Annotated in this window: 13 protein-coding genes and 1 pseudogene; 8 read left to right on the forward strand and 6 right to left on the reverse strand. The window is 44.7% G+C overall.

All coding sequences use genetic code 11. The annotated features are described in order from the left end of the window. Nucleotides 1-55: 55 nt before the first annotated feature. On the forward strand, nt 56-400 hold the full coding sequence (locus tag E6C74_RS09725) for a YajD family HNH nuclease (protein ID WP_136484529.1): 345 nt from the start codon (nt 56-58) through the stop codon (nt 398-400). A gap of 29 nt (nt 401-429) precedes the next feature. On the opposite strand, the gene E6C74_RS09730 is transcribed toward E6C74_RS09725, so the two are convergent. Then, on the reverse strand, nt 430-1,221 hold the full coding sequence (locus E6C74_RS09730; RefSeq protein WP_136484531.1) for a CLCA_X family protein: 792 nt from the start codon (nt 1,219-1,221) through the stop codon (nt 430-432). Between the two features lie 229 nt (nt 1,222-1,450). Here E6C74_RS09730 and E6C74_RS09735 point away from each other — a divergent pair, with 229 nt between their 5' ends. Beyond that, nucleotides 1,451-1,831, forward strand: a complete 381-nt coding sequence (locus E6C74_RS09735; protein ID WP_136484535.1) for a hypothetical protein — start codon at nt 1,451-1,453, stop codon at nt 1,829-1,831. Between the two features lie 189 nt (nt 1,832-2,020). Here E6C74_RS09735 and E6C74_RS09740 read toward each other — a convergent pair whose 3' ends face one another. Then, entirely contained in the window at nt 2,021-2,692 is a 672-nt protein-coding gene (locus E6C74_RS09740) for a flavin reductase family protein (RefSeq protein WP_136484537.1), read from the reverse strand. Nucleotides 2,693-3,334: 642 nt separating this feature from the next. Between E6C74_RS09740 and E6C74_RS09745 the strand changes: the two genes are divergently transcribed. The 3 genes from E6C74_RS09745 (at nt 3,335) to E6C74_RS09755 (ending at nt 5,387) form a co-directional block, all read left to right on the forward strand. Further along, nucleotides 3,335-3,757, forward strand: coding sequence for a VOC family protein (locus E6C74_RS09745; RefSeq protein WP_136484539.1), 423 nt, complete (start codon nt 3,335-3,337; stop codon nt 3,755-3,757). A 146-nt stretch (nt 3,758-3,903) separates the two neighbouring features. Continuing rightward, complete coding sequence (locus tag E6C74_RS09750) at nt 3,904-4,590, forward strand: DUF4336 domain-containing protein (protein WP_136484541.1); 687 nt, start codon at nt 3,904-3,906, stop codon at nt 4,588-4,590. A 176-nt stretch (nt 4,591-4,766) separates the two neighbouring features. Continuing rightward, nucleotides 4,767-5,387 (forward strand): Type 1 glutamine amidotransferase-like domain-containing protein, encoded by a 621-nt coding sequence (locus E6C74_RS09755; RefSeq protein ID WP_136484543.1) that lies wholly within the window; start codon nt 4,767-4,769, stop codon nt 5,385-5,387. A gap of 81 nt (nt 5,388-5,468) precedes the next feature. Here E6C74_RS09755 and E6C74_RS09760 read toward each other — a convergent pair whose 3' ends face one another. Next, entirely contained in the window at nt 5,469-6,638 is a 1,170-nt protein-coding gene (locus E6C74_RS09760; protein WP_206208401.1) for an alkene reductase, read from the reverse strand. Nucleotides 6,639-6,806: 168 nt separating this feature from the next. Here E6C74_RS09760 and E6C74_RS09765 point away from each other — a divergent pair, with 168 nt between their 5' ends. Both E6C74_RS09765 and E6C74_RS09770 read left to right on the forward strand, forming a co-directional pair. Further along, nucleotides 6,807-7,703, forward strand: coding sequence for a LysR family transcriptional regulator (locus E6C74_RS09765; protein ID WP_136484547.1), 897 nt, complete (start codon nt 6,807-6,809; stop codon nt 7,701-7,703). Nucleotides 7,704-8,154: 451 nt separating this feature from the next. Further along, nucleotides 8,155-8,649 carry a GNAT family N-acetyltransferase gene (locus E6C74_RS09770; RefSeq protein ID WP_136484549.1) on the forward strand — a complete coding sequence of 165 codons (495 nt, stop codon included), beginning with the start codon at nt 8,155-8,157 and terminating at the stop codon, nt 8,647-8,649. Nucleotides 8,650-8,926: 277 nt separating this feature from the next. Here the strand turns inward: E6C74_RS09770 and E6C74_RS09775 are convergent, their stop codons facing one another. The 3 genes and pseudogenes from E6C74_RS09775 to E6C74_RS09785 form a co-directional block, all read right to left on the reverse strand. Further along, nucleotides 8,927-9,514, reverse strand: a complete 588-nt coding sequence (locus E6C74_RS09775) for a hypothetical protein (RefSeq protein WP_136484551.1) — start codon at nt 9,512-9,514, stop codon at nt 8,927-8,929. A gap of 199 nt (nt 9,515-9,713) precedes the next feature. Beyond that, nucleotides 9,714-10,913 (reverse strand): IS4 family transposase, encoded by a 1,200-nt coding sequence (locus E6C74_RS09780; RefSeq protein WP_136484553.1) that lies wholly within the window; start codon nt 10,911-10,913, stop codon nt 9,714-9,716. Between the two features lie 264 nt (nt 10,914-11,177). After that, nucleotides 11,178-11,947, reverse strand: a pseudogene (locus E6C74_RS09785) (AraC family transcriptional regulator). Between the two features lie 106 nt (nt 11,948-12,053). Between E6C74_RS09785 and E6C74_RS09790 the strand changes: the two are divergent. Then, nucleotides 12,054-12,764 carry a type 1 glutamine amidotransferase gene (locus tag E6C74_RS09790; RefSeq protein ID WP_136484988.1) on the forward strand — a complete coding sequence of 237 codons (711 nt, stop codon included), beginning with the start codon at nt 12,054-12,056 and terminating at the stop codon, nt 12,762-12,764. Nucleotides 12,765-12,766: the final 2 nt, after the last annotated feature.

Consider the following 12,766-nt stretch of genomic DNA (forward strand, 5'->3'; position numbering starts at 1 on the left):
TCCGGTCTCGGCTCGTGCTAAAATCTAGCTTATCACCACTGTTAAGGATTACGACATGGCCTCAGATTATTACGGCACCAGTGCCGGTTACGCGCGCAAAGAAGCCGGCTACCGGGAAAAAGCACTCAAACTGTATCCTTGGGTATGCGGTCGTTGTGCACGCGAATTTGTCTACTCTAATCTGCGTGAATTAACCGTTCACCACAAAGATCACGACCACACCAACAACCCGGAAGACGGCAGTAACTGGGAATTGCTGTGCCTTTATTGCCACGACCACGAGCACAGCAAATATCTGGATCATGAGCGTTACGGCAGCGAAATCAAACCCGGTGATGATGAGCATCAGGGTGCCACGTACAATCCGTTTGCGGATTTAGCCAAGATGATGAAGAAGTAGGGATTAGGGCGCAGCGGATAAGATTGCTGTCAGAGGCTTAATGCTGCACCGAGCGGGTGGAAGTAGGCCTGCAGCGCAGCGTGAATAACATCTCTGTGCCCAATATCCGGATAAACCGCGATGCTGTCAGGTTTCGTGGTGCCTGAGACTAAATACGGATTTTCAATTCCGGAACATGACTCTACCACCGCCTCAAAAGCGCGCGCCATCATCTCAGTTGGCTGAGAAAAGTAATTTGACCCCATCGCTTTATCCGCTTTGACGCTGCGCAGGACATAATCGTGCATGTCCTGGCCGTTATTAATCAGAAGTGTTGCATCGAAAATACGGAGTAAACGCTGATTCAGCGGATGCGGATAATGGTCGAGATTTTTTAACCAGCAATCACTGGCGAACAGGATACTTCTTTGCGGCCCGGAGCGGTCGCCGATGGCAAACGCCTTCTCTGCAATATAGTGATCAAACGCGTGCCAGAACTCATGTGCCAGCGCACCGGCACCGGCATTTTTCGCCAATGCCAGTTCACGTTGATTGGGAGCATAATGGGCCTGAACACCTTGGCGGCCACCAGTGCCGAATGCCAGATTCAGATTACCGCGCAGGCCAATTGCCTCCGGCGGCAGAGCCAGGATATAGGCCAGATCGGCCAGTGAATCAAAAATCAGATTAGCCGCGAGATCCTTTTCTTCCGCGTTCACCCATTTACCGACACGAATACTGCCGATGCCAAACGTCTCTTTGATATCAAGAAATGACATCTGCTCGCCGTGGCGATAGTCGGGGCCTTTACGCGTCTTGTATTTAAAGCTGGTTAACTGCAAGCGATTCCTCGGAGATGGTATGCCACGGGCCGTCATTCGACACGGCCTTAACTTCGCAGGCCAATTGTACATGAATCCGTGACTCAGGGAGAGGGCGACTTCAGCTATCTGCGTTGAAAATGCGTTGAGCTAATAAGGCAGCACAGAGCCAGTAAGTTAGAGTAAAGATAGCAATTTAGCATAAAAAGCGCATAATCTGCTTTTACGACACTGACAAAAGACATTCCCTATGGCTGACTTTCAATATTACTTTGAGCAACTTCCTTGTTTTAACTGTAAAAAGACCACGGTAAGCACCGATCTTGGCTGGTTAACGGCTGCCATGAAAGCAGATGTACAGGCGCAAGTGGCTGAGATTACCGCGCAAGATGGCCTTGACGCCGATATCGCGGTCAACGTGACCTGCACCAAAGACGAAGCGCGCGATTATTTGCTGCTGAACTTCTACGGTTACTTTGACGAAGAACTTGCGGATCAGGTGGAAGCTGACGACGAAAAAGAAGTCGCAGATGAAATCGCAGAGCTACTAGAAGCAGGCAGCAGCACCATCGTGTTTGAACACGAAATCGCGCTGCAAAGCTGCACCGCGTGCGATGTTGATGCTGAGTAACAGCAACCGTCAACACCACCGCTAAACCGGTATGAATATGGAAGGCGTGAGCGGAACAAATCTGCTCACGCTTTTTTGTTTTGTGCTGCTGGTTTGGAGCCAGCGGCACGAATTTGATGCGCATTTTATGGATGGTCTGGACTGATTGCAGGCGGGCCGCAATCTAACCTCATTAAGCTTCCGCCACGGCTAGTTATTCCATGTGGCTTTGTCACCGCACACCGACAGCGGCTGTAACGGCTGGTCGGGTTTGGCGTACTGCAAACGATACAGCCTCTGCGTTACGTGGTAACTATCCAATCCACTGATCGTCACCCAATCGAGTGATTCAATATCAAGATAGCCGTCCGGTTTGATGATTTCATCCGGCAGGTGGATTTGTTCTATTTGACCAATCACCATCTCCGTATTGTTGGCCTTGATGGTGTGGTGTTCTACCAGACGCAAGGCGACTTTTACCCGGCTTTCTTGTACAAACGGCGCGGCAAAGCCATGTTCAAATTGCGCGGTTAAGCCAACCGCTTCGAATTCACTTTGTTGCTTTGGATAGCGTGCCGAAGTCTGATGGGCGAGGCTTGTGAAAGCGGCTTCAACCGAATTGAGACTGAATACGCCGGTCTGGAGAATATTTTCTAAGGTGTGGCGCTGCACCGAGTTCGGACGGCTGATAAAACTCAGCAAAGGCGGATTGGAGCCAAGATGAGTGACTGAGCTGACAATCGCCAGGTTTGGTTGCCCTTTGGCATCAATAGTGCCCACCAAATTGGCACTTTTGAAACCGCTTAAACTGCTGACCAGGCGCGCGCGATAGCGGCTTTCCATCTCAGCGATTTGTTTACTATTCAATGTACGTTGCAGCATGTCGGGTCCTATTGGGTTCAAGGTAAGGGCGGTGGTTAGTGTGCCTCAATGACGCGGATTTGTTGTTAAGTGGTTGTTTTGTGTTGTGGGGATGGTACGAGAATGGGGGAAGGTTAGATCATTGTGTGGCTTATCCCGTTTGGTCTGGCCCGGCGCCACAAATTTTCAAATCGTATCGTGTCAGAGCGGGTATATAACGGTTTCGTTGCTTTGTACTTCAAGCTTTGCTTACGCCAAAGAGTAACCAGCAAGGCGTTTTGTTGTTTTATGTGGAAAAGGCCGGTTTTAGGCGTACCCGACGCCGAAAACCTAAAAACCGGCCTGATAGATTACCTTCGTGTCGTGATTTCTGGGAAAACGCTCAAACGGTTTTAGCCCAAAATCATTTAGTATCAACTTCCTGACCACTTTCTTATGTCAGTTCTTGACCTAAATACTCTAATTGAAGATTATGAGCCTAGTTGAGCACTTGCGTTTATACAGACATGTTCTGCAATTTGTGAGTGGAAGGAAGTATAAGACCCATAGAACAGCATGTTACTGCTATGGCGTCTGTAGTTCCTGAAAATATTATAGAGACAATGTCTGCTGAAAAAGCACTGTTATAACGCAGTAGAGTTCATCACACATATTAAGGATTGTATGGAAGAATATTGGAATCCAATGGTGCCAGAGTTATCGGTATCAGACTTCTCAAAATCACTGAATTTTTACTGTGAAATCTTAGGGTTCAAGGTTAGAAGTCAAAGAACAAAACCAGATTTTGCTTACATCGAACTTGAACAAGTACAAATCATGTTGGAGCAAATTCATGATAGCGGCTGGGTGACAGGAAGCTTAGAAGCGCCGTTCGGGCGTGGTGTAAATTTTCAAATTGAACTATCGAATATCGAGCCTGTTTATGAACGTCTCAAGTTAGCTGGAATATCATTGTTCAAAGAACAGAAAGATACATGGTATGACGTTGGTCATTGCCTTTCTGGGCAGCGCGAGTTTTTAGTGCAAGACCCAGATGGTTACCTTTTGAGGTTTTCGCAATATCTTGGTGAACAGTCTAAGTCATGAAAACAGCGTTATAACAAATACTTTAAGACGGATTTGTAACGCTTGGCAATTTTAGTTTGATTTGGCTTTTGTGTTTACGGTGCAATAATTGAGTATCGTGGTAGCGTTGCTCACCACTTAAGCGGGCGCTATGTGCTTGGAGATATATGGAAAAATTAGCGCACGAAATATGGATATTTGACGGGAACTCTGTGCAGTTCTTGGGACTCCCTTTTTCTACACGGATGACGGTTGTCCGACTATCAAATGGAGATCTTTGGGTTCATAGTCCGATCAAATTGTCAGAAAAAATCATAGAACAAATCGGATATTTAGGTCGGGTTAAGTATTTGATAGCACCGAATCATCTTCATCACCTTTTCTTGCCTGAGTGGATTTCTGCTTACCCCAGTGCTGAAATATATGGTACCGACGAAGTTATCAAAAAACGAAATGACCTAGCTTTTAATGGCTCTTTGAATAACCATCAAAGCTGGGCTTGGAGTTCAGACATTGATCAAGAATTGTTTTCAGGCTCTCCATTAATGGAAGAATGTGTGTTTTATCATAAAGGCTCTAGCACACTCATTGTTACCGACTTGGTCGAAAATTTCCCTGGTCAAGACTTTAACTATTGGCAAAGGGTTATTGCGAAAGGCGCAGGTATTCTAGCTCCCAACGGGAAAATGCCTTTGGATTGGCGTTTAAGCTTCATGTTTGGCAAAACAGATGCACGTACACACATCAATCGTCTATTAACGTGGGATCCTAAAATTCTGGTCATGTCTCATGGCGAAATAGTCAAAGAAAATGCAAATAAGTTTTTAGCTCGCTCATTCGAATGGCTTATATGATCAAGTAGCGAGAAAATCCCATACAAACGGCTCAACGGGACAAAAACACGTGCCACTTTTGGTTCGGTTTGCTTTTGGGGTTCCGGCTGGTTAAATTGAATGCATATGATATTGGTTTTTTCCCATTAGCCGGGCGTTAAGTTTCTATAGAAGTGATCGGGGAGAAAGGAGACGTAATGAAAAAGATGTTTTTAACTTCATCTTTCGTGGATGTGGCTGATTTATTCGTGGAGTTCGCCGAGGAAAAATGTACAGGTAAAACTGTTACATTCATACCCACGGCGAGTCTTGTCGAAGATATTACATTTTATGTGGATGCTGGCAAAAAGGCCCTTGAAGAACGCGGGCTAATTGTTGACGAACTTGAAATTTCAACGGCAACCAAAGAAACAATAGATAGTACGCTCCAAAAGAATGATTATATCTATGTTACTGGTGGTAATACCTTCTATCTGCTTCAAGAGCTGAAAAGAACAGGCGCGGATAAAATCATATCTGAACAAGTAAGTTCAGGGAAGATGTATATTGGTGAGTCTGCCGGTTCCATTGTGCTTTCACACAATATTGAGTATGTAAAAGACATGGATGATTTCACTGCCGCGCCGAACATTGGCACGTTTTCATCATTAGGCATGATTGATTTTTATCCGGTTCCTCACCACACAAACTTTCCATTCAAAGAGTCAGTCGAGAAAATCATCTCTAGTTATGAAGAGGAAATAGAGCTTTGTCCCATTAGCAACACACAAGCGATTGTCATACATGACAATCAATTTGAAGTCTGGGGACTGTCCTGATTTCAGTGTTTATTCGTTTGACTCAAACCTGTACTCAATACGGCTTCTGACATCGCAGTATTCATCATGCAGCGTTTCGGTTTAACCGCCACACTCACTTTCGTTGGTATGGCGCAAAGCATAGTTATCCGATGTGTAAGTTGGGTAATCGATGTAACCTACGTCAGTACCACCGTACATAGTGGTAGGATCGACAGGGTTGAGTGGCCAATCGTTACGAATACGTTCTGGTAGATCCGGGTTGGCGATAAACGGACGACCAAACGCGAACAAATCACCATACTCTTTATCCAAGATGCGCTGCGCTTTTTCTACGGTATAACGGCCTGCATAAATGATGCGGCCGCTGAACGTGGCGCGAGCAGCCTGATAGAACGCATCAGGCAGATCGGGGGCGTTATCCCAATCCGCTTCAGCAATAGAGAGATAGGCAATGCCCGCGTTTTCTAGCACTTTGATTGCTTCTACATAGGTTTCCAGCGGATTGCTTTCCACCAAACCAAGGTAAACACGATCTTCATCGGTGCTTTCAAACAGAGGGGCAAAACGCACGCCCAGTTTTTCCGGGCCGACCACGGCAGAAACGGCTTCAACCACTTCCTTCAAAAAGCGCAGACGATTTTCTAAGCTGCCACCGTATTGGTCGTTGCGCTGGTTACTGTGCTCAGAAATAAATTGGTTCACCAAGTAGCCATTCGCACAGTGTAATTCCACTCCATCGAAGCCTGCTTCCAGAGCGTTGCGTGCCGCTTGTGCATACAGTTCGACAATTTCTTGTACTTCGTCGGTTTCCAGTGCGCGAGGCATACTCGGGTCGGTCAAAATACCTTCGCCAGGACCTGTTTCAATAAACACTTTGACCGAATCGGTCGCGATGGCAGACGGTGCCACAGGCGCGTCGTTATTAGGTTGAAGGTTGTTATGCGATACTCGCCCGACATGCCATAGTTGACAGAAAATCACGCCATCATTGTCATGCACCGCTTGAGTGACCGATTTCCAGCCTTCAATCTGCTGTTGAGAGTGAATGCCCGGAGTCCAGGCGTAGCCTTGGCCGCGAGGCTCAATTTGCGTGCCTTCTGTCACCATAAAGCCCGCACCAGAACGTTGCTGGTAATATTCTGTCATCAGCGCATTGGGAATGTTGCCCGGCTGTGAGCTGCGAGAGCGGGTGAGGGGCGGAAGTACGATACGGTTTTTTAATGTGTTTTGACCAAGCGTAATGGCATCGAATAGTGTTTTTTCACTCATAAGATTTAAGAATGTCCTGCTTAGCATGATTTACCGCTGTCCTTGGTTAAATCATCTAGATAAAAAGAATGGCCTTGCTACCTTGCGAGGTGGGCAGATTAGATGAGGTTGGGTACAATGTGAAACAAGACTTTTTGGTAATTGCTACAATTATAAATGGTAAATAACATGAGCGGGATACAACGACTCGATATTAAACAGCTGCGTGTGTTAGATGCCTTGCTGGTAGAAAGAAACCTATCCCGGGTGGCTGAACAAATGGGTTTAACTCAACAGGCTATTAGCGAGCAACTGCGCAAATTGCGTGATTTGTTTGCTGATCCTTTATTGCTGCGCCAAGGCAATACCATGGTGCCGACCCCTTTAGCACTAGAGCTTGGTAAGCGTATTCGTTCTATTTTAGATAATGTGGAAGGGTTGTTAACGCTGCATGAGTTCTCGCCCGGCAGCTATCAAGGTGTGCTGACCATCAGTGCGACCGATTACGCCATTGACGCACTTTTGCCGCTGTTTTTGAAAAAGGTACGCCAAGAAGCCCCGCTGCTAAAAATCATTGTGACCGATTTTGAATCCGATGATGTTGGGCCATTGCTCACCTCTGGAGAGTTGGATCTTGCATTAACGTTTCCGCCGTTTATTCCCGATTACATTCAGTCCGAACGGTTATTTGACGAGCAACACATCTGTATCGCCAGTATCGATTCCCCTCTGCATCACCAAACCTTGGCGCTGGCGGACATTGCTGCTTTACCACAATTGGTGATTTCGCCATCGAAAGCGAACTTAAAAGGCTCGCACGACGATTGGTTCGCGCAGCAAGGGTTACAACGCAATATCGTGATGTCGATCCCTAGCTTCAAAGCCGCCCCCGATGTGCTTTACACCACAGATATGATTGCCTTTTATCCCTCGCGCTTATTACCTCATCCCAAGGTCAAACCGCTCAATATCGCCATCAAGCCACCGAAGTTTGATGTGATCGTGGCTTGGCACGAAAGAACCGCACAAAGCCGAATCCATCAGTGGCTAAGAGAGAAACTCAAAGAGGTGTGCGGGGAGGTGTAGCGCAGTAATGAAGTGCACAATGTACGTTGCAGTATGGCGGATCCTATTGGGTTCAAGGTAAGGGCGATGGTTAGTGTGCCTCAATGACGCGGATTTGTTGTTAAGTGGTTGTTTTGTGTTGTGGGGATGGTACGAGAATGGGGGAAGGTTGGAGCATAGTGTGGCTTAACCCGTTTGGTCTGGCCCTGCGCCGAAAACCTAAAAACCGGCCTGATAGATTACCTTCGTGTCGTGATTTCTGGGAAAACGCTAAAACGGTTTTGCCCCATTGTTTGTTTCGAAGAGATTGGTAATCTACAAGTAAGCGTCCGACTGTATCCAAATTTTAGGAATGATACGAAGTATATGCTGACTCGGTGGCTATTTAGTTTCTAATTACACACTTTGCTTTACGAATAGTCTATGTAAGTGATAGTAATACCCTAATGTAGTGTTATGCCCTTGGATTTATATGGAAATAGAAAAAGCTAACCTCTGTCATCTTGATGCGTTCCGAGATTATGTTGAGAAGTGTGTACAAGATGGAATTGAGTTATATGATGGTGCAAACCGTGACAGTGATGCTTATTTGAAAAAGCGAATTGGATATGCTGAAGGCGTTGGATTGCCAGAAGGTTGGCCTCCCATATCAATGTATTTTTATGTTGATTCAGGAAAAATTCTTGGTGCTATTAGAATCCGTCACGGTTTCAATGAGTACATCAACAATGTTATTGGTCATATAGGATATGAGACCTTACCGCAGGCCAGAGGTAAAGGTATAGCAACTTCCATGCTACATTGGACTTTGAGAAATTTAGTTGATGAGAGTGTTATTATTTCTTGTGATATTAATAACATCGGTTCTAGAAAGGTTATAGAAAAGTGTGGTGGTAAGTACTTAAGCACTTTCTATTGTGACGAAAAAAAGAATCATATAATGCGATATCAGTTAAAAGCTGTCTAACTCAGTTTTACTGAGTTATCTGCCAAAATCGAAATGCCCCAAAACAATTCAGAGCAAAAAGTTGTTGCCCACTTCACATCTATACTTTTCCCTATCAGAAGTTATCCGAAGAAGTTTGGAAATCAACCTTTCAGAAATTATAAGGCATTCTGCAATCTAATATCCGTTAACTTTCATTAACCTATTGATTACAAGTTGAAGTGATATAAAAAAGGCTGCACTATAAGAGGATGAAATATGGCTTTTAGCTGGCTAATAAGCGTTATATTTATGATACTCACTCAGTCACCACTGTAGGTACTGCAATCTCGTACATAATGCAAGAGGCCCTCGCTTTCATTAATGCGTTTCTACGGTTTTCGAATGTTTGAGAGCCATCCGCAGCAATTTCAATTTGCTCTGTTACTTTGTTCACAATTTCGTTACGGGTAGAGGCTACAGCTGATCCGCTCAATCCTGATTCTTTAAGATTTTGGCTAGCAAAGTTTGTTGCACCCGCCCAGCCGCCAAGGCCTGCTATCCATGCCGCATTTGATGCGGCCGATGCAGCGGTGAGCGCTGGGACTGCTATCGACCCAGCGACTAAGCCTGACATTGATAGCCAGTATGCTTGTTTTGCTTGTCTTTCGGACTTAGCCTCATAACCAGATAATCTTGGTAAGCAAAAAGATAAAACTTCTGACAGTTTTTTTTCTAGTAAATCTTGATTTTTCTGGTCTGCTTGAGCTTGTGTTGTATTTTTGTCAACAGTAATTTGAGTTATAGAAAATGATTTTGAAGAGTCGGCCCCAATTTCATGTTGGGGAGCTGTGCTACAGCCAGCTATAGACAATAATAGGAACGACTTAAAAATGTTGCTATCCATTGTGAGACTTCCTTTTGCTTTATTGTACATCAATATCGTATTAAATAAGTCTAGGTGTTTATTGTTGAAGTGCAACTTAGAGCTTATAAATATAACAAGCGTCTAAGTGATCACCATACTTTTCCTAATCTGGCAGAAACGTTTTTGAGCAATAGGCCTAAGTCATTTATATCCATAGGTGTGGTGCTGGCGGATCCCCTCATAATTCACCTAAGCCACAAGTGTGTGTGAGACGTTGATATTCCACCATAGCCCAATGATATTGCGACCCTTTTATTTGGTATCTTCGATGACAACGTACCTCTTTACCCAATCTAGGGATGGATAGTACTCGGCGATGTTTGATAGTGTTGGCTTGGAAGTCATAATGCCATTGAGCTTGCATGGCGATTAAGCCATTCCACCACATGATGATTTCTGCCATTAGCGCCATGAGCAGGAGAATATCGATACGATTCGTACAGCGAGTTCGATTGTGGCGCAGTGCCAATCCGTAAGCGGGGCTTTTTAGATCTCGAAACGACTCTTCAATCTGCATTCTTTTGGCGTATAAGCGAGTGATTTTAACGCCATTCAATACCTGATTGGGGATGTTTGTTACTAGAAGCCAAGGCTCTTTTGCACCTCTGTGGAATACTTTTCCTGCTGAATGCTTTTGGCAGGTTCGGCTGTGTCGATGGGGGTTTCTGCCTTTAGGTTGGCTCTTGTATAAATAGGCAAAGCATGTGAGCGGCGAACGCCGTGCTAATTGGCTTTCCCCTAAAAACTGCGGTTTGTCAGTTGCCTGAGGATAGAAGGTCTTGTTCCATAGCCAAGGGGCATCACCACATTTGATCGAGACTTCGCCACGTACGCGTCCCAACCAGAACCAACCTTTGTTGGCGACTTGCCGAAACCATGTATTTCTAAATCCAGCATCCGAGACAATGATGGGAGTGCAGCCTTCGGGCAGGAGCGTTTGAAGCTTATCGAGAAAGTATTGATGGCTCTTTGGAGAGTTGTAGTTTTTGTATTCAAACGCCTGCTCATAAAGCGTGGCGGCTCGACCTTTAACGGCAACTGAAGCGCGCAATGTCATATAACGTAGCTGCTCGCGAACATCTGACCAATCAACGAGCACCACAGGAAAAGGGTTGGCACGGGTAATAAAGGACGCATGCCACTTATAAATGGTGTCTTTTTCACGGTGTAGGTTGCGATTACCGAGCAATCGGTCGATGCGTTTAATCGCATGCTTTACGGTGGTATCGGTGTCGAGTGCGCGCCCAATTTTGGTCAATGTGAGATCAGAGCCGTCGAGTACAGTTTTGGTTGCAAGCATCAGAGATCTCAGTCGTTTTTTGTGAATGTCGGGGCATTGATTCTCGAGAGTTTGCTGTAGAATTTGAATGTCGCGCATCGTTAGGGCTCCCTATTAAATCCATTTAATCAGGTGTGTTTTTGGCGAAATTCATTAGATCAGAATGAGCGATGCGCGTCTACTCATTGTTTTATATAGAAATTATGAGGGGATTCGTAAGGGTGTGGTGAAGGGGCGTGCAACACAGAAATGCCCCAAAGTGAATTTCGTCTCAGGTAGTGCATGAGAGATGGTTCTTGATTTTGCTATATTAAAATAATCCCAAAAGTAGTGTAATCCGTGTATTAGAGAGTCTGAACTCGTTTATAGGTTTGCAGTGCGGTATTTTCTTGGTGTCTGATTGAACAGCTTTTTAAAAGCCTGTACATAGGATGAATCAGATGCGTACCCCAACTCCATAGCAATTTCCTGTATGCTCATTTTCGAGCTTAATAATGGCAGAGATAAAACCAGCCTTATATTTTGTCGCCACAGAGCAAATGATTGAGAGAACTCTTTCGCACATAATCTGGATAATGTGCGCTCAGATGCTCCGACTTTTTTTGCCCATTCTTTTAACGTAAACGGTAAGTCAGGTTGCTGTTTAAGCTGCAGAAAAATAGATAAAAGGCGTTTGTCCGTAGGGATGAGAAGTGGTATTTCATAACTTTTTGCTGCCTCGATTTGATCTCGTAAGACCGTTAACAAATGTGCCAAGTTGTATTCCGGCTGTGAGAGCGTATCACTTTCAAATAAAAGCAATATCAACTCTTGAGGAAGGAGCTTACCTGACAGGATTTCGGCTCACTTCCATACTGCACATGTTTGTTAGGGTTGAGGTAAATCGCTAAAAATTCTGTGTCTGTAATTGCAACAGATTTATGAATGGTATTGGCGGGGATAAAGAGCATACCATTGTGAGGGACTATTCCACTTTTATCACTAATGTCTGATTGTAACAAACCTTGGCGTGGGAAGACGATTTGGTGCCATGGATGTGAATGGAAATCATCAATATAACCAGAGGCCATGATAGTCGTTTTCGTTATAAATTGTTTATCTGGAAAATCTCTGATTAAATCGTTAGCTTGCATAAATGGCGGCTTATCTACATTAATTGTCAGTCATTATAAATTACGCCAGTTTTTTTTGATATAACATCATCAGTCAATTGTTATCAAAAAACAAAAGGGCTAAATGATGCACATTCACTTTATCATCCATGAACATTTTGAAGCTCCGGGAGCTTATGAGTCTTGGGCTAAAAATCGCGGCTATACAACGACTTATTCTCGGGTTTATGACGGCGACTCTCTTCCGGAAAAAGTAGATGATATCGATTTTCTGATTGTCATGGGCGGTCCACAAGATCCTGTGACCACTATCGAGCAATGTGCTCATTTCGATGCCAAAGGTGAACAGGCGGTAATTACAAAAGCGATTGATGCAGGAAAAGTCGTACTTGGTATTTGTTTGGGAGCTCAACTCATTGGTGAAGCATTAGGTGCCCACTATGCGCATAGCCCTGAACGCGAAATTGGTAAGTTCCCTATCACGCTAACTAAAGACGGCAGTACCCATCCACTGTTTGACCATTTTGGCACCGTTCTAGAAGTGGGTCATTGGCACAACGACATGCCAGGACTGACTCCAGACGCCAAAATCATTGCGTACAGTGAAGGCTGTCCTCGACAAATCGTTGCTTATAGCGATTTGGTGTTTGGTTTTCAGTGTCATATGGAATTGACTAAAGATGTTGTAGCGTTGCTGATAGAAAATGATGATCTCAGCGAGGCAGCAAACTATCGTTTCGTTGATGAGCCTGAAGTACTAATGAATCATGACTATGATGAGATGAACCAAAAGCTACACGAATTTTTGGATAAACTAGCGAAAGCCTATCAAGCATAAAG

This window comes from Vibrio sp. H11, assembly GCF_004804295.1.
In the GTDB taxonomy this organism is placed as follows: domain Bacteria; phylum Pseudomonadota; class Gammaproteobacteria; order Enterobacterales; family Vibrionaceae; genus Vibrio; species Vibrio ostreae.